General features: G+C 71.1%; 10 protein-coding genes and 1 pseudogene. 7 read left to right on the top strand and 4 right to left on the bottom strand.

Translation table 11 applies throughout. From position 1 onward, the window contains the following. Positions 1-19 precede the first annotated feature (19 nt). Entirely contained in the window at positions 20-1,525 is a 1,506-nt protein-coding gene (locus tag ACFVVA_RS00415) for a polymer-forming cytoskeletal protein (protein WP_387684208.1), read from the top strand. A gap of 328 nt (positions 1,526-1,853) precedes the next feature. Here ACFVVA_RS00415 and ACFVVA_RS00410 read toward each other — a convergent pair whose 3' ends face one another. From ACFVVA_RS00410 to ACFVVA_RS00400, 3 genes are all read right to left on the bottom strand, one after another. Further along, positions 1,854-2,627, bottom strand: coding sequence for a maleylpyruvate isomerase family mycothiol-dependent enzyme (locus tag ACFVVA_RS00410; RefSeq protein WP_387684206.1), 774 nt, complete (start codon positions 2,625-2,627; stop codon positions 1,854-1,856). A gap of 88 nt (positions 2,628-2,715) precedes the next feature. Beyond that, a complete protein-coding gene (locus ACFVVA_RS00405) occupies positions 2,716-4,023 on the bottom strand; it encodes an aldehyde dehydrogenase family protein (protein ID WP_387684204.1) in 1,308 nt (435 codons plus the stop codon). A 100-nt stretch (positions 4,024-4,123) separates the two neighbouring features. After that, on the bottom strand, positions 4,124-4,471 hold the full coding sequence (locus tag ACFVVA_RS00400; protein ID WP_387684202.1) for a hypothetical protein: 348 nt from the start codon (positions 4,469-4,471) through the stop codon (positions 4,124-4,126). A gap of 598 nt (positions 4,472-5,069) precedes the next feature. Between ACFVVA_RS00400 and ACFVVA_RS00395 the strand changes: the two genes are divergently transcribed. The 6 genes and pseudogenes from ACFVVA_RS00395 (at position 5,070) to ACFVVA_RS00370 (ending at position 13,523) form a co-directional block, all read left to right on the top strand. Beyond that, complete coding sequence (locus ACFVVA_RS00395) at positions 5,070-8,384, top strand: hypothetical protein (protein WP_387684200.1); 3,315 nt, start codon at positions 5,070-5,072, stop codon at positions 8,382-8,384. Positions 8,385-8,497: 113 nt separating this feature from the next. Continuing rightward, positions 8,498-8,884 carry a hypothetical protein gene (locus ACFVVA_RS00390; RefSeq protein ID WP_387684198.1) on the top strand — a complete coding sequence of 129 codons (387 nt, stop codon included), beginning with the start codon at positions 8,498-8,500 and terminating at the stop codon, positions 8,882-8,884. Positions 8,885-9,151: 267 nt separating this feature from the next. Further along, positions 9,152-9,694, top strand: coding sequence for a hypothetical protein (locus ACFVVA_RS00385; protein WP_387684196.1), 543 nt, complete (start codon positions 9,152-9,154; stop codon positions 9,692-9,694). A gap of 597 nt (positions 9,695-10,291) precedes the next feature. Then, on the top strand, positions 10,292-12,106 hold the full coding sequence (locus ACFVVA_RS00380) for a trypsin-like serine protease (RefSeq protein WP_387684194.1): 1,815 nt from the start codon (positions 10,292-10,294) through the stop codon (positions 12,104-12,106). Positions 12,107-12,227: 121 nt separating this feature from the next. Continuing rightward, positions 12,228-12,455: pseudogene (locus ACFVVA_RS00375) on the top strand (IS3 family transposase); the annotation flags it as partial. Between the two features lie 372 nt (positions 12,456-12,827). Further along, positions 12,828-13,523: a phosphatase PAP2 family protein gene (locus ACFVVA_RS00370; protein ID WP_387684779.1), complete on the top strand. Its 696-nt coding sequence runs from the start codon at positions 12,828-12,830 to the stop codon at positions 13,521-13,523. An 83-nt stretch (positions 13,524-13,606) separates the two neighbouring features. On the opposite strand, the gene dnaE is transcribed toward ACFVVA_RS00370, so the two are convergent. Continuing rightward, positions 13,607-17,170: a DNA polymerase III subunit alpha gene (gene dnaE / locus ACFVVA_RS00365; RefSeq protein ID WP_387684192.1), complete on the bottom strand. Its 3,564-nt coding sequence runs from the start codon at positions 17,168-17,170 to the stop codon at positions 13,607-13,609. Positions 17,171-17,241: the final 71 nt, after the last annotated feature.

Below are 17,241 nucleotides of genomic sequence, written 5' to 3'. Positions count from 1 at the left end.
GCCAGATCCAGGAGCACCCGTGTTCGTCCGCGCCGTGGGCTCACCCACCACCGCCCTGATCTACCTCGTCACCACCACCCCGTCCCCGCTGGAGATCACCCCGGACGGTGGCACACCGACACCCGCCAAGATCTCCATCACCGCCGCCAACCCGGACCCCACGGACCCGATCCGCATCACCTCCCTCACGTTCACCCTGCTCGTGGGCGGTGACGCCGGCCAACTCACCCAGCACCCCGAGCAGATCGCCACCACCGCGAGCCCCAGCGCGGACTGGACCTTCACCAACCGGAAGGACGGCACCTTCACCGCCACGCCCACCAGTGACGCCGGATACGTCGAAGTCACCGACAAGGGCCTGCTGTTCGAGCTCACCGACATCGCGGTCAACGGCGAACTCGGCGTCACCACCCTCGACATCGCGGAGAAGACCGCCAGCGGCCACGGCAAGACCGAGTTCGACCTCGGCAAATGCCTCCCCGCCTTCCAGTTCGGCGACCTGCTGCCCGCGTTCCTCGACGACGGCCGCACCACCGTGACCAACGGCCAGACGGTCACCCTGACCTGGACCGCCTCGCACGGCGCCACCTACACCATGCTCCACGAGAACACGTCCCACGACGTCACCAACGTCCGCACCTGGACCACGCCCGCCCCGCTCCACCGCGACGCCACCTTCCACCTGCGGGCCAGCCTCACCACCGACGGCCACACCGTCACCCACTACCAGCACACCAGCGTCACCGTGGACAAGCCCGACCTCGCACTCCAGACCCTGGCCGTGGACGGGGACGTGCAGGTCTCCGGGCAGACCGACGTCCAGGGCCTGCACTGCGCGCAGACGCTGGAGGTCGGCGGTGAGATCCACGTCGCGGGGACCGTGTACGGCGGCGACCACACCGAACCCGTCACCCTGTACGGCGCCCATGTCACCAGCGGCCTCACCGTCGACGGCGACCTCAACGCCACCGGCGCCGGCACGTTCGGCAAGGACCTCGCCACCACCGGCGGCCTCACCGTCAGCGAGGCCCTCACCGCCGGCGGCACCGCGACGGTCGCGGGCGACCTCACCGCGAACAGCGCCGTGACGGTCAAGGGCGGCCTCACCGCCGACGGAGGGGCTACCATCAACGAGTCGCTGTACGTCGGAGCGGTGACGGACATGCTCGCCAACCACTACACGTACCCCTACCCGAAGGCGGCGTCATTCAGCAGGACCGCCCCTACGGACGGACTCCTCACGGTTCTTCTGCTCATCGAGGACAACACGGGTAAGGATCAGAACATCGGCCTTCTCGCTCGTCTCACGCTGCAGGTCGGCAACGACACATACTTGGTTGACGCGCCGATCCTGCGCCAGTCCGGTAAATCCGGCCAGCGCCACCCGATGAGCGTCCTTGTCCGCAAGGGGCAGACGATCTCCGGCACGTTGGCGAATGTCGACGGCGACGTGGACATGGACAAAATGACGACAACACTGCACTGGTTCCCGATCGGCAAGTCCCTCGAACTTGCCGACGGCTGAGTGCCCTTGGCGCAGTGAACGTGCGGCCGGTGCCACGGCCGCGCGGATCCGGCGCGCCTTCGGCCCGGCCCGGCCCGGCTCCGCATCGGGCCGGGCCCGGCGGGCGGGGAGCCGGGCCGGGTCAGCCCCTCGGCGGCGGAGAAGGTGCCTCGGCGAGCGGTCCGACCTCTGGCCGCCGGACCGCCTCGCCACCGTCTCGGGGCCCTACCGCCGCCAGACGCACGAGTTCGCCGACGAGGACTGACCGACCCGGGGGATCGCAGTTCGCCTGCGCGGCCCGCGCCGGGGGCGTCGGCGCGGGCGGTCGTGCCGGGGGTTCGGGTCCCGCCTAGAAGGCGGAGTTGGTGAACCAGAGGTCCAGCAGGTCTTCGTCCCCGGAGGCGGTGATCCCGGGCGCCGAGCGGTCGGTGCGGCCGTAGAGGAGGAGCAGGAGGTCGGCGGCGGTGGCCGAGACTGTGGCGTCGGCGTCCGCGTCGGCGGTGGTGGCGGTCGCGTCGGCGGGGGCCAAGCCGAAGCCGTCGGGGCGCAGGTGGATCAGCCAGTCGCCGTCGCCGTCGGTGCGGGTGAAGCGGAGGGTGCGGTCGGCGGCGCGGAGCTTGGCGGTGTGCGGGGCGAAGAGGGTGGCGTGCGGCAGGTTGGTGAGGAATTCGGCCACACCGTCCGCGGCGAGGTCCGGGTCGATCTCGGGCCCGAGCCCCAGGGCGAGTTCGGCGTCGACGCGGTGGACGAGGGTCTCGAAGAGCATCCGGCGCACCCAGAAGCGGGCGTGCTGGTCGGCGCCCCAGGCCCACATGGGGGCGTCGAGGTCGGTCTCCGCGAACGTCGCGGCCGCTTCCGCGCCGGCCTCGGTGAGCCACGCCGGGTAGTCCTCGGCCCGTTCGGGGAGCTTGAGGTCGACGTCCCGGCTGGTGGGCGGTGTCTGGATGCGTTGCCGCAGCAGGACGGTGAACCAGCGCTGGACGCTGCCGGCGTGGCGGAGGAGGTCGGCGAGGGTCCAGTCGGGGCAGGTGGGGACGGGGGTGGCCGGGTCGGCGGAGCGTACGGCGGTGGCGAACCGGTGGGTCTCGGCGGCCACGGCGTCGACGTGCTCGTTCGGGGTCATGGACGGTTGCTCCGGAGGGATTCGGGGGCCGGCGGGACCACCGGTCCGGTGGCGAGGGTGAGGGTGGAGGGGGAGGGCAGGGTCGGGATCAGCCGAGGGGCTTGTCGACGACGGCCTTGGTGTGGCTGAACGTGTCGATCGAGTACTCGCCGTGGTAGCGGCCCATGCCGCTCTCGCCGACGCCGCCGAAGGGCAGGTCGGGCATCGCGAGGTGCGAGACCGGGAGTCCGAAGGTGAGCGCGCCGGAGGAGGTCTCCTCGGTCAGTCGCCGCTTGGTGTCCGCGGATTCGGTGAAGGCGTAGAGGGCGAGCGGCTTGTCGCGCTCGTTGATGAAGGCGATCGCCGCGTCGAGGTCGGGGACGGTGAGGACGGGCAGGATCGGGCCGAAGATCTCGGCCCGCATCACGGGGGCGGTCGCGGGCACGTCGGCGAGGACGGTCGGGGCGAGGTAGCGCGTGGCGCGGTCGTGCCCGCCGCCGGTGACGGTGCGCCCGTCGTCGAGCAGGGCGGTGAGCCGGTCGAAGTGGCGCTCGTTGACGATGCGCCCGTACTCCGTGCTCGTGGCCGGGTCCTCGCCGAACAGTTCCCTTACGGCGTCGGCCAGTTCGCGTTCCAGGCCGGCCGCGGTGCCGCCGACGGCGAGGACGTAGTCGGGGGCGACGCAGGTCTGTCCGGCGTTGAGGAACTTGCCGCGGGCGATCCGCCGGGCGGTGACGGCGAGGTCGGTGCCGGGGTCGACCACGACCGGGCTCTTGCCGCCGAGTTCCAGGGTGACCGGGGTCAGGTGCTTGGCGGCGGCGGCCATGACGATCCGTCCGACGGCGCCGTTGCCGGTGTAGAAGATGTGGTCGAAGCGCTGCTCCAGCAGGGCGGTGGTCTCCGGGACGGCGCCTTCGACGACCGCGACGGTCTCCTCGCCGAGGTAGCGCGGCAGCAGTTCGGCGATGGCCGCGGAGGTCGCGGGGGCGAGTTCGCTGGGCTTGAGGACGGCGGTGTTCCCGGCGGCCAGGGCGCCGACGAGCGGGGCCAGGGCGAGCTGGAGCGGGTAGTTCCAGGGGGCGATGATCAGCACCACGCCCAGGGGGTCGCGGACGACCCGGGCCTCGGCGGGGCGGAAGACCTCCGGCACGGCGGCCGGCTTCGGGTCCAGCCACTCGGCCAGGTGGGCGACGGTGTGGTCGAGCTCGTTGAGCGTGAAGCCGATCTCGGTCCGGTACGCCTCGGCGGCGCTCTTGCCGAGGTCGGTGTGCAGGGCCTGCTGGAACACCTCGGCCTGTTCGGTGAGCAGGGCGCGCAGGGCGGCCAGCCTGTCCAGGCGCCAGGTGAGCGGCCTGGTCCGGCCGGTGGAGAATTCGGCCCGCAGGCGGGCGACCACGGTGGGGATGGCGTCAGTCATGAGGGGTCTCGCGGTCTTGAGGTGGGGAGCCGGTGCTTGCGGGTAGAAATTTTTCACTACCTGAAGCAATGGCGACCCTAGGGATGAAAGGTTGAGTTTGTCAAGCATCCTCCTGCGATTCTCCCGGCATCCCCCGGCCCGGGCAGAGGTCGGCGGTCCAGGGCGGCCGCCGGCCGGTCCGACGGATGCCTGGGTGTCCGGGTGTCTGGATGCCGGCTCGGCGGACGTCGACGGGGCGCGGCCCGGCCCCGCGTTCCGGGTACCAGCGCGCGGTGCCCACCACCCCGTACGCGCGGATCCGTCGCGTGGAGTTCTGCACCACCATGTCGCGGTGGCGGACCACCGCCGTGGTGTGCCGGCGGACCTCATTGAGGAACACCCGGTCGGTGGGGGAGGGCCGGCGCGGCGTGCCGCCGACGGCCTGGTAGAGCTCGGCGGTGATCGCCATACCGACACAAGGCGCTGACCAGCAGCAATCACCATCCAGCCACTGAAATCGGTGGCGCACCACCGCCGCAGACCCACCCGCCGCCCATCGGTTGCCGCCCGCGTTCGATGCGGGTGTCAGATCGCATCCAACCTTCCTTCCTCTGGCGATAACTGACGTGAAGCAAGGTGCTCTTCCTGTGTTCTTCCTCGTTTCGTAAATCCCTGTTCCGCCAGTACTTTCAGTGACCGACCGTCAGCATGCTGACGGTCGGTCACTCTGACATCCGGGGCACAGGGGGGGATGTGCGCGAACCGGACGAGGGTGACGAACCGGTCTTTTATCGCCGTTTGGGTGGATCTATTGCAGGTCTATGCGGTCGGTGACCGAAAGCCGACGGGGATTCAGCCAGTTGGCATGCGATCCAGCCAAAGTCATTCCGCCCCGTCGATCTGCCTTTTCCGGCACTAGGATTCCTGCGGCATCAGGGCAACTGTCCTGGTGGACACTGGCCCTGATGGGTCAGGAGATTGGGGAGGAAGAGGGGGAAATGGCGAACTCGCCAATGAGGGCAGGGTCGGCACGGCGCTCACGCGCCAGGATCCTGTCCGCCACGGCCATGATGCTGGCCGCGACCGTCATGGGGACGACGGTCGCCCAAGCACTCCCGTCCGACACGGCCCCGGAGCCGCTGCCGGCCAACTACCGCGCGCAGGTGGTCGAAGCCTGGCAGGGCGGCGGCACGGCGGTGAAGGACGCGGCCGCACGGGCACTGGTCGGCTCGGACGCCGACATCACCACGTTCTTGACCAACACGCTGAGCCGTGCTCAGGCGTCGGACGAGCGCTTCGCCGTCATCAAGATGCTGAGCAACACCGGCAAGGGCGTGCGCGACGCCGCGACGAAGGCGCTGAGTGGGTCGGACGCCGACCTCCACGCGTTCGTCACCAACGGCTGGCAGAACCCGATGATGGACGATCGCCGGGCGGCGATCGTCACTATCGTCGACGGTGCCGACGTCGCCGTCCGCACGGCCGGGACCAAGGCGCTCAGCGATGGCACCGCCGAGGCCATGGACGCCTTCCTGACCTCCGGCCGGTTCAAGGCGCAGGAGGAGGACGACCGGGTCGCCGTCCTGCGGCTGATGGATGTCTACACCGGCCCGGAGTTCACCAAGCAGGCCGGTCGGGCGCTCAGCGGCACGCCCGCCGACGTCCGCGAGTTCCTGGAGAACGGCCAGCTCCTCGCCCAGGCCAGGGACCAGGAGACGCTCGACGTCAAGCAGCTCGCCCAGACCGCGAAGGACGCCACCAAGCGGGCCCTGGAGGAGACGGCCGCCGCCCAGGAGGCGGGCGCCCGGGCCGAGAAGGCCGCCGAGACGGCCAAGCAGGCCGCGCTGACGGCCGCGGACGAGGCTGCCAAGACCAAGGACGACGCCGAGAAGACGGGCGCCGCCGCCAACAGGGCCGCCGAGGCCGCCCAGGGCGCGGCCGAGGCCGCGAAGACCGCGATCGACGCCTCCAACACGGCGGTGGCGGCGGCCAAGACGGCTGCCACGGCGGCACGTTCGGCCGCTTCGGCCGCCGCCGCCGCCGGCCAGGCCGCCAGCCGCGCGTACAACGCCGCTGCCGCCGCCGCGGGCGACCGGTCCCAGGCCAAGGCGGCGAGCGACGCCGCTGTGCTTGCGCGCAACGCTGCCGCCGGTGCGCGTGACGCGGCGTCGGCCGCTTCGTCCGCCGCCGACGCGAGTACCCGGGCGGGCCAGGCCGGCTCCGCCGCGGCCCGCGCCGCCAACAACGCCGCCGCTGCCGCCGAGGCGAGCGCCCAGGCAGCCGGTTCCGCGGGCCAGGCCACCGAGCAGGCGGCCCGCGCCCGCAACGCGGCCACCACCGCCCGCAACGCGGCCAACGCGGCCGGCGCGGCCGCGACCCGTGCCCAGAACCTCGCCACCTCGGCCGCCGCCGCGGCGGCCGAGGCCAAGGACCTGGCCAACCGGACCGCCGACCACGCGGAGAAGGCCGCCGCAGCGGCCGACGCCGCGGCCGCCGCCGCGGGCCAGGCCCAGGACTGGGCGAAGATCGCGGGGCAGCACGCGGACGCCGCCGCTGTCGCCGCCCAGACCGCGGCCTCGGCGGTGGCGAAGGCCCAGACGCTCGAGAAGCTGGCCCGTGACGCCGAGGCCGTGCAGCTGGAGTCGGACAAGCAGCTCGGTGTCACCCAGGCCGACCTGCTGCTGAAGGACGATCAGGCCACCCAGGCGGACTTCAACCAGCAGCAGACCGAGGCCGCCTCGCAGGACGCCGCGACGAAGGACCTGGTCAAGCAGGCCGCGGCGACCGGAACCGCCACGGCGACGGCCGCCCAGGCCGGCCGCAAGGCCGCGGTCAACCTGCTGAAGTCCACCGGTTCCTGGACCCGGGCGTCGGCGCAGGCCGCGCTCTCCGGCACCGACGAGGCCGTGGTGTCCTGGGCCAAGTCGGACTACCAGCGCAGCCTGCAGCTCGACGACCGGGAGAAGATCCTGGCCGTCACGAACATCGCGAACGCCAAGCTGGCGACCGAGGCGCAGAAGACGCTGGAGAGCACCGACCCGACCGCGGTCGAGAAGTTCCTCAGCGGCGGGGCGCTCCAGGCCCAGGCCGAGGACCTGCGGGTGCGGACCGTCTCCCTGATCTCGGACGGCGGCAAGGCCGTCCAGCGGGACGGCGGCGCCGCACTGGCCGACGGCCGGGTGTCGGTCCTGGCCGCCTTCCTGTCCAACGGTTACGCCAAGGCCCTGGCCGAGGACGACCGGGTGGCCGTGGTGGTCGCCGTCGACGGCGGCGGGCCCAACGTGAAGGCCGCGGGCGCGGTCGCCCTGGCCGGCCCGGCCTGGATGCAGCACGAGTTCGTCCGCAAGACCCAGTACACGGCGGCACAGAAGGACGCGGACACCGACGCGCACGTGTCGTCCGTGCTGAGCATGATCGCCAACGCTGCGAAGGACGCGGCCACCGCGAGCGAGAGCGCCCAGCGGGCGTACCAGATCGCTGCGGACGCGCGCCACGCGTCGGAAGAGGCCGCTCACTGGGCGAACCTGGCAGGGCAGTCGGCCCAGGAGGCGAAGGGGTACTCGGAGGAGGCCAAGGCCAAGTCCAGCGCCGCCGACGCCTCCGCGGCAGCCGCCGCCGCTTCGGCGCAGAAGGCCAAGAGTGCGGCGGCGACCGCGCAGACGGCCAACCGGCAGGCCAACTACTCGGCCACCCAGGCGACCGCCTCCGCGAACCAGGCCGTGAACTCGGCGGCGAGCGCGAGGGCCTCGGCGGCGCAGGCCGCGGCCAGCGCGAGCGCGGCGGGCAAGGACGCCGCCACGGCGTCGCAGGCCGCGAGCGACGCCCACGCCATCGCCGCCCAGAAGCGCGCGCAGGAGCAGGCCGCTGCCGCCGCCGCCGCGGCGGCCCAGGCGAAGGCCAATGAGGCCAACCACGTCGACCCGGTGAACACGCCGGCCAACGACAAGGTGACCACTCCGGCTCCGGCTCCCGAGAAGCCGGCTCCGGGCTCTCCGCCGAAGGACGACAAGCAGCTGTTCCGGGAGTACGGAGACTTCCTGAGCAGTGTCAGCACCTATAGCGGGTTCGTCGCGGCCGGCCTGATGCTCATTCCGGGTGGTCAGCCCTTCGCGGCTGCCGTCGGCACGTTCTCGCTGGTGACGGGTGTGGCTTCGGCCCTGTACACCGGGATCGGCTACGGCTTCAGCAGCGACAAGTTCATCGGCTCGGTGGCAACCGTCGGCCTCTCCCTGATCGGTGGCCGAGTGGTCGGCGCGATCGAGAAGGGCGCGGCGGAAGCGGCCAAGTTCGGCGTGAAGGTGACCGAGAAGGTCGGCGAGAGGCTGGTGAAGGCCGGACACAGTGCCGTCTCGTCCGTCGTCGGCTGGTTCACGAGCGACTGATCAGGTCATCACTAGGCTGTGAGTGATCGGCCGTGTTCGAATGGCCGTGACGGAACAGCGCTGTGGAGCCCGCGTCCGACGCGGGCTCCACAGCCGGAACGAGGGGGTGTGCGGTGTATCCGTTGGGCCTTGGTGCCGTGTCGTGGTGGTGGCTCGCGATCCTGGCGACCGCGGTGTTCTGGGCGGTCCTGGTACCGGGAATGCCCACGCGCACGCATCGGATCAGCATGGCGCTGGCGCCGGCCGTGATGGCGGTCTTCGGCCTCGGCAGCTACTACGCGAAGCACATGGACGCGGCCGCAGTGCTCGCCATGTACTCGTTCGCGGTGGTGGCCTTCCCGGTGGGAATGGTCGGCCACCGCAGGAAGTTCGCGCAGCGCCTGATGGAGGCGAAGCAGAGGGGCGAGTCGGAGGAGAACACGTGGCCTCCCGCCATGATGGCGCAGGTCTTCGTGTCCTTTGTGGTATTCGGGACCGCGGCGATCTGGACCACCCGGTAGCGGCTCGGTCCGCGGCTCACCCGCCTGCGACGACCTCCTTCCCGGACATATGAGATGCATACGAACATGACGGAATTCCAGATGCTTCCGAAGCGGGAAACGATCTTCCGGAAGTCGACCCGCTCGTGATAGCAATGGTGCCGGTCGGGGCCGGGGGTGGCCGGGGGTGGCCGAAACGCCATTCGACCAGGTTGCCGGTACGTGCACCGACTCGGCAGGTCTGCTGCGAACCAACAGCAATTGACGGCTAACCAGGGGGTTTTATTCATGCGTTCCATCACCAAGATGGTCATCGTCGGCGCGGTCGCCGGTACGGTCGCCGTGTCCGGCGTCGTGGGCGCCGTCGCGGCTGACCGCAGCGCCGCCGCGCCTGGCGGCACCGCCGCCGCTCCGAAGGCCCTGACGGCCGACGACACTCCGCCGCCGGCCGTGGAGGACTTCGCCTACCCCGGCGCGGACCAGATCTTCGCGGACCGTGGCATCCGGCTGAAGAGCGGTGACGGCCACATCGTCCTCGCGCCCTGCGCTCCGGGTCTGCTGGAGGTCGACGCCCGGAACATGGCGGAGACCGACAAGGTCGGCGGCGGCCGCTTCTGCTTCACCACCACCGGCACGTCCGGTCGGCTCAGCCTGGAGCTGCCGTCGACCTACGCCGTCTCCACCTCCGACTACTCCGTCCACGTGGTCATGGTGAACGGCACCGAGACCAAGATCCACGACCTGAAGCCGAACACCTGGAACAAGGTCGGAGAGCTCACCGACCCGCAGCAGCGTCCGTTCACCCTGATGGAGCTCACCACCTCCAAGTGAGGCTCCGATCAGGCGGTTCGACGCACGTCTGATCCCCGGTCCCGGCCCCGCCGCGTGAGCGGCGGGACCGGGACCGTCCGAGCGGCCCGCATCGCCGCGGACCGCGAGCGGTGGTGCGAACGCCCTGCGCGCCTACCCCGCAAAGACGGCGGCCGACTCCACGAAGCCCAACGGGGCCGCACAGCGGGACTCCGACCGCCAGGATGCCGAGCGGCCGGGCCGGCGCTTCGAGTTCCTCGGCGGCCGACTGCCGTCGCTCGGCAGTGGGCCACCGGCCGCACAGGCCGGTGAGCTGGGTGCAGGCGTGCCGCTTGTACCGCTCCAGGCGGCTGCGCGGGTGCAGAGTGAGGGCCTGGCGGCCCGTCAGAGGCCGCACGATCGCGGACTCCGTCGGACGCGGGCGGCTCACTCGTCCCCCGCCCTGGCGACGACGGGCCCGAACTGCCGGGTCAGCCTCACCGCTGACGTGCCCCGCAGCCCCTCCGCGCTCCAAGGCAGCGCTTCGCGATCGTCGGCGAAGGCGCCGGCGGGAAACCCGCCGGACCACGTCGGACCGATCGCTACCCGAATTCACCTCTTACGTTGGGAACCCTGTTCATGCCTCACAACTCCTCGCTCCGCTCCCGACGAGCGGGCGTGCTGATAGCGGCCGCGGCCGCGGCCGCCGGCACGATGACCTCCTTCACCCCGGCCGGCGCAGTGACCGGCGACGCCGCCGCCGACGGCTCGTACGCCTACACCGCCCGGATCGTCGTCGGTGACGCCCTGCGCGGCTGCACCGGCACGCTGGTGGACCACTACTGGGTGCTGACCGCCGCGTCCTGCTTCTCCGACGACCCCGCACAGCCGCAGACGCTGGCGGCCGGCGCGCCGAAGTGGAAGACGACCGTCACGGTGGGCGCCAAGTCCGCCGACGTGGCCGAGCTGGTGCCGCGGCAGGAGCGTGACCTGGTGATGGCCCGCCTGGCCACCGCCGTGGACGGCGTCACCCCGCCGGCGTTCGCCACGACCGCCCCCACCTCGGGAGAGACCCTGCGGGTGGCCGGATACGGCCGCACCAAGGACGAGTGGGCCCCGCTGAAGCCCCACACCGGCTCCTTCACCCTCGGCGCCGTGAACGCGACCGGCATCAGCGTCACCGGCACCGGCGGCGCGGCGGTCTGCAAGGGCGACACCGGCGCCCCCACGATCCGCGAGACGGGCGGCAAGACCGAACTCGTCGCCGTCGCCTCCCGCTCCTGGCAGGGCGGCTGCCTCGACACCCCCGCCACCGAGACCCGCACCGGCGCGACCGCCACCCGCATCGACGACCTCGGCGGATGGATCTCCTCGACCGTGGCCGCCGGTGGCGTGTCGGTCAAGTCGGACACCAAGCTGACCTCCGGGCAGTCGGTCGTCGGCGCGGACCTGAAGCTGACCATGCGGCCGGACGGCGACCTGGTCGTCACCCACCGGCAGGTCGACAACGGGATCCTGTGGGAGAGCGGGACCTCGGGCAACAACGGCGCCTGGGCGTACGTCCAGCCGGACGGCAACCTCGTCGTCTACAAGAGCGACGGCAACCCGGCCGCCGGCACCGGCGCCCTGTGGGCCTCCGGCACCTGGGGCCAGAGCGGCGCGTTCCTCAAGCTCCGGAACGACGGCAACGTGGCCATGGTCAAGGCCGACGGCAGTTCCACCGTGTGGTCCGCCGGCACCACCCGTCTGGACCAGAAGCTGAACAGCGACACCAAGATCAAGCCCGGTCAGTGGTTCCAGTCGCAGACCGCCGTGGTCGAGATGCAGGCGGACGGCAACCTGGTCCGCTACCGCCGCGCCGACGCCGAGCCCACCTGGAACACCAACACCGCCGGGAACAAGGGGGCGTGGGCGTACGTGCAGACGGACGGCAACTTCGTCCTCTACAAGAGCGACGGCAACCCGGCCGCCGGCACCGGCGCCCTGTGGGGCTCCAACACCTGGGGCCAGAACGGCGCGTTCCTCAAGCTCCAGGACGACGGCACCTTCGCGCTCTACAAGAAGAACGCCGCCGAGACGGTCGCCAACTCCGTCTGGAGCGCCACGACCTTCCGCTCCGGCACCCAGCTCGTGGCCGGTCAGCAGGTGTACGCGAAGACCACCCGCCTGGCGATGCAGTGGGACGGTGACCTCGTCCTCTACCGCCTCAGCGACAACGCGGTCCTGTGGCACAGCAACACCGCCGGCAACGGCAACGCCTTCCTCCGGATCCAGCCCGACGGCAACGCCGTCGTCTACACCGCGGACGGCAGCCGCGGCCTCTGGGCCTCCGGCACCTTCTGGTCGACGGGCGCCTTCCTGAAGCTTCAGGACGACGGCAACCTCGTCGTCTACAAGGCCGACGGCGGCGAAGGCATCGGCGGCGCGATCTGGTCCACCAACACCTTCGCCTGATCCCGGGCCGACTTCACCGTCCGGGGCCCGCCGGCGGACTGCGCGCGGCGGGCCCCGGACGGCGGGATACGAGACACGTCACAGGTGTCATGGTCCCGGTGCCACGGCGGCGTCAGCCGCCGTGGCACTCACCGTGTTCGCCGGGCTGACGTCCGCCGCGCCCGCACGCACCGGAAGTTGTGCCCCCGGAGGGCGTCGGGCGGTTGTGTTCCGGCTTGGGGATCACCGAGGTCACGCAGGTGTCCACGGGGCTCGGAAGGTCTGGCGGGAGCTGGGTCGGCAGGGCCATCCGGTGGCCCGGTGCACCGTCGAGCGCCTGATGCGCGAACTCGGCATCGCCGGCGCGGTGCGAGGCAGGAAGGTGATCACCACCATCGCCGACCCGGGAGCCGAACGCGCCGTGGACCTGGTGGACCGCCAGTTCGTCGCCACCGCGCCGAACCGCTGCCGGGTCGCCGCGCCCGCAGAGGTGGCAGAACAGCCGATCCTCGCTGGTCGGGGCGTCGGGGCGGAGCCAGCTGCTCACGTCCACTCGGGCCGTGCGGCCGAGACGCTCCGTGCCGCTCTTCGAGACGGCCCGGCTCCGGCCGGGTGCCGGATGTCACGACCCGCGCGAGGGCGTGGTGGGGGCGCTGGTCGGTGCCGCCGGGCGCGGGCTCGCTACCCTGGCCGCGCGGGGCCGCGTTCCGGTGGCCCGGGCGGTGCTGGCAGGAGGGCTGGGATGACGGCTGACCGGATGACGGAGCGTCGGCGGTGGGTGGTGGTGCTCGTCGGTGCGTGGTCGGCCTTCGCGGTGGTCGCGGCCGTGGTGGCCGCGCACGGCTGGGCGCCGTTCGCCTTCGAGCAGGCCGCCATCGACTGGTGCACCGCGCATCGCCCGGAGCTCGCCCGAGCCGTGGCCATGGCCGTCACCTCGCTCGGTACCGGCGTGGTCCCCTACCTCCTCGCCCTGTCCGCGGGCGTCCTCACCGCCGTCGGGACCACCGGCTCGCCGAGGCGCCGGTGGACGACGGTACGGGCGCTGCTCCTGCCCGTGGTGTGGCTGGCGTTGGGGCAGCTGCTGCGCCAGGGCCTGATGCACGCCTTCGGCCGGCCCCGGCCGCCCGTGACGGACTGGGCGTTCACCGCCTCCGGTTTCGCCTTCCCCTCCGGGCACGCCTTCACGTCCGCCCTCAGCGCCGGCCTGCTCGCGCTCGCCGTCGCCCGTACGCGCCCGGCCGCCGCCCGCACGGCCGTCGTCGGCGCCGTGCTGTTCGCGGGCACGATCGGCCTGAGCCGCGTCTACCTCGGCGTGCACTGGCCGCTGGACGTTCTCGCCGGCTGGCTGCTGGCCGTCGGCTGGCTGGCGGCCGGCGCCGCGGGCTCCTCGTACCTGCCGGAGTGCGCGAAGCGGTCCGGCGCGACGAGGACCGCGTAACCGGACCGCGTCGCCGGGCCGTGCACCCGGACCGCCGGGCCCGCCGCTTCCGTCCCGACCGGAAGCGGCGGGCCCGCCGCCGGTCAGGACCGGACGGCTGCGCCCACCCAGGCGCGGTTGCCGAGGAGGGTCTTGACGTCCGAGGCGAGCCCGTTGTCCGGGTTCACCCGGTATCCGAGCTCGTAGAGGGTGTCCTTGTCCCAGTTGGTGGTGCGCAGCCGGACCGGGACGTCCCCGGGGTGGGCCTGCAGGGCGAGCTTGAGTTCGGCGACCACCTGGGGGTTGATCCGGGCGGCCGGGACGGTGATGTGCACCGGCGGCTTGGTGCCGAGCTCGGCGGAGGAGACGTCGAGGGTGGTGATCTCCTGGCCGAAGACGCTCAGGGACCCGTCGCGTTCGTTGAGCCGGCCGCGGATCGAGATGACGTTGTCCTCGATCATCTGCTCGGCCATCAGGTTGTAGGTCGCGGGGAAGAACAGCACCTCGACGGAGCCGTCGCGGTCGGCGAGGGTGATGATGGCCCACGCGTTGCCGGCCTTGTTGATCCGCCGGTCGACGCCGGTGATCAGGCCGGAGAGGCGCACCTCGCCCTCGGAGCGGCCGGAGCCGAGGAGTTCGGCGATCGAGGTGTCGCGGCTCTGGGAGAGGATGTGCTCGGCGCCGTCGAGCGGGTGGCTGGAGACGTAGAGGCCGAGCATCTCGCGTTCCAGGGCGAGGAGTTGGCGGCGGGGCCATTCGTTCTCGGTGAGCTGGAAGTCCAGCCCGATGCCGGGTCCGTCGTTGCCGGTGTCGAGGGCGCCGAAGAGGTCGTCCTGGCCGATGGCCTGTTGCTTCTTCAGCCCGGTGACGGCGTCGATCGCGCTCTCGTGCACGGTGCTGAGCGAGAGCCGGGTGTGGCCGAGGGAGTCGAAGGCGCCCGCCTTGACGAGGGAGTCGACGGTGCGCTTGTTGCACACCACCAGTTCGACCTTGTCCAGGAAGTCGGCGAAGGAGGTGTACTTGCCCTGCTCGCCGCGGGTGCGCACCAGGGACTCGATCACGGGTACGCCGACGTTGCGCACGGCCTTGAGGCCGAACCGGACGTCGCTGCCGACGGCGGTGAAGTCGACCACGGACTCGTTGACGTCGGGGGAGAGGATCTTGATGCCCATCTGCCGGCACTCGGCCAGGTAGACCGCCATCTTGTCCTTGTCGTCGGCGACCGAGGTGAGCAGCGCGGCCATGTACTCCGCGGGGTAGTTGGCCTTGAGGTAGGCGGTCTGGTAGGAGACCAGGCCGTACGCGGCGGAGTGCGATTTGTTGAACGCGTAGCCGGCGAACGGGACCAGGACGTCCCAGACCGCCTGGATGGCCTCGTCGGAGTAGCCGCGCTCCTTGCAGCCGGCGTGGAAGGGGACGAACTCCTTCTCCAGCACCTCCTTCTTCTTCTTGCCCATCGCCCGGCGGAGCAGGTCGGCCTGGCCGAGCGAGTAGCCGGCGAGCACCTGGGCGGCGCGCTGGACCTGCTCCTGGTAGACGATGAGGCCGTAGGTGGGGCCGAGGACGTCCTTCAGCGGCTCCTCCAGCTCGGGGTGGATCGGGATGATCTCCTGCTGGGCGTTCTTGCGGAGCGCGTAGTTGGTGTGGGAGTTCATGCCCATCGGGCCGGGCCGGTAGAGCGCGGAGACGGCGGAGATGTCGGCGAACTCGGTGGGCTTCATCAGCTTGAGCAGGGCGCGCATGGGGCCGCCGTCGAGCTGGAACACGCCGAGGGTGTCGCCGCGGGCCAGCAGCTGGTAGGTGGTGGGGTCGTCGATCGGGATCTTCTCGATGTCGACGTCCACGCCCCGGTTGGCCTTGACGATCTTGATGCAGTGATCGATGATGCCCAGGTTCCGCAGCCCCAGGAAGTCCATCTTGATCAGGCCCATGGCTTCGCACGACGGGTAGTCGAAGCCGGTGATGATCACGCCGTCCTTGTCCCGCATGTGCAGCGGGATGAGGTCGAGCAGCGGCGTCGAGGAGAGGATCACGGCGGCGGCGTGCACACCGGTGCCGCGGATCAGGCCCTCGATGCCCAGTCCGGTGTCGATGATCTTCTTGACGTCGGACTCGTTCTCGTACAGCGAGCGGATCTCGGTGCCCTCGTTGTACCGCGGGTGCTTCTCGTTGAAGAGGTCCGCCAGCGGGACGCCCTTGCCCATGACGTCCGGCGGCATCGCCTTGGTGATCCGGTCGCCCATCGCGAACGGGTAGCCGAGGATGCGGTTGGCGTCCTTGACGGCGGCCTTGGCCTTGATCGTGCCGAAGGTGTTGACCTGGGCGGTGTAGGCGGAGCCGTACTTCTCGGTGACGTAGCGCACCATCTGGTCGCGCTGGCGGTCGTCGAAGTCGATGTCGACGTCCGGGGGGTTGATGCGCTCGGGGTTCAGGAACCGCTCGAACAGCAGGTCGTGCTCCAGCGGGTCCAGCTCGGTGATCCGGGTCAGGTAGGAGACCATCGAGCCGGCCGCCGAGCCTCGGCCCGGGCCGACCGGAATGCCGTTGTCCCGGGCGTACTGGCAGATGTCGGCGACCACGAGGAAGTAGGCGTCGAAACCCATCGGGGAGATGACGCCCATCTCCAGTTCGACCCGGTCCAGCACCTCCTGGCTCGGGTTGTCGCCGTAGCGGTGCTGGAGGCCGGCGGCGATCTTCTGGCGCAGGAACGAGGCCTGGGTCTCGCCCTCCGGCACGTCGAACTGCGGCATCCGGTCGACGTAGTTGAAGACCTCGTCGTACGACTCGACCCGCTCGGCGATCGCGAGCGTGTTGTCGCAGGCCTCCGGCAGTTCGCGGAAGAGCTCGCGCATCTCCTCGGCGGTCTTCACGTAGTAGCCGCTGCCGTTGAACTTGAAGCGGTTCGGGTCGTCCTTGTTCTTGCCCACGCCGACGCAGAGCAGGCTGTCGTGGGCGTCGGCCTGGTCGGCGGTCACGTAGTGCGAGTCGTTGGTGGCCAGCAGCGGGATGTTCAGTTCCTTGGCCAGGCGCAGCAGGTCGTCGCGGACGTCCTTCTCGATGGACAGGCCGTGGTCCATCAGCTCCAGGAAGTAGTTCTCCTTGCCGAAGATGTCCTGGTACGCGCCGGCCGCCTTCACGGCCTCCTCGTACTGCCCGAGCCGCAGCCGGGTCTGCACCTCGCCGGAGGGGCAGCCGGTGGTGGCGATGATGCCGGTCGCGTTGGCGGCGATCAGCTCGCGGTCCATCCGGGGCTTCATGTAGTAGCCCTCCATCGACGCGAGCGAGGAGAGCTTGAAGAGGTTCCGCAGACCGGTGGCGTTCTGTGCCCACATGGTCATGTGGGTGTAGCGGCCGCCGCCGGAGACGTCCTTGCCGCCCTCGCCGTCGGCGCCGGACGGGCGCTGGCCGCCCGGCGACCAGAACACCTGCTTCTTCAGGAAGCGGGAGGCCGGGGCGACGTACGCCTCGATGCCGATGATCGGCTTCACCCCGGTCTTCGCGGCGGAGTGGAAGAACTCGTAGGCGCCGAACATATTGCCGTGGTCGCTCATCGCGATGGCGGGCATACCCTGTCTCTCCGCCTCGGCGAAGAGCTTGCCGTTCTTCGCCGCCCCGTCCAGCATCGAGTACTCGGTGTGGACGTGCAGGTGCGCGAAGCTGTCGGACACGGCGCTGTGCTCCAGGAAGGGGTGTCGGTCGGGGAGCGTCCCACGCTAGCGGATCGGCGGCGGCGACGCGC

The sequence above is a fragment of the Kitasatospora sp. NPDC058048 genome (assembly GCF_042885555.1).
Taxonomy (GTDB): Bacteria; Actinomycetota; Actinomycetes; order Streptomycetales; family Streptomycetaceae; genus Kitasatospora; species Kitasatospora lactacystinica.
Note: the sequence above shows the minus strand (reverse complement) of the source record. Positions and strands in the feature narration are given on the sequence as shown.

Excerpts from the sequence above, each read along its gene's own strand:
- ACFVVA_RS00410 (WP_387684206.1), bottom strand. The coding sequence starts at position 2,627 with ATGACCCCGAACGAGCACGTCGACGCCGTGGCCGCCGAGACCCACCGG.
- ACFVVA_RS00405 (WP_387684204.1), bottom strand. The coding sequence starts at position 4,023 with ATGACTGACGCCATCCCCACCGTGGTCGCCCGCCTGCGGGCCGAATTC.
- ACFVVA_RS00400 (WP_387684202.1), bottom strand. The coding sequence starts at position 4,471 with ATGGCGATCACCGCCGAGCTCTACCAGGCCGTCGGCGGCACGCCGCGC.
- ACFVVA_RS00395 (WP_387684200.1), top strand. The coding sequence starts at position 5,070 with ATGATGCTGGCCGCGACCGTCATGGGGACGACGGTCGCCCAAGCACTC.
- ACFVVA_RS00385 (WP_387684196.1), top strand. The coding sequence starts at position 9,152 with ATGCGTTCCATCACCAAGATGGTCATCGTCGGCGCGGTCGCCGGTACG.
- ACFVVA_RS00380 (WP_387684194.1), top strand. The coding sequence starts at position 10,292 with ATGCCTCACAACTCCTCGCTCCGCTCCCGACGAGCGGGCGTGCTGATA.
- ACFVVA_RS00370 (WP_387684779.1), top strand. The coding sequence starts at position 12,828 with ATGACGGCTGACCGGATGACGGAGCGTCGGCGGTGGGTGGTGGTGCTC.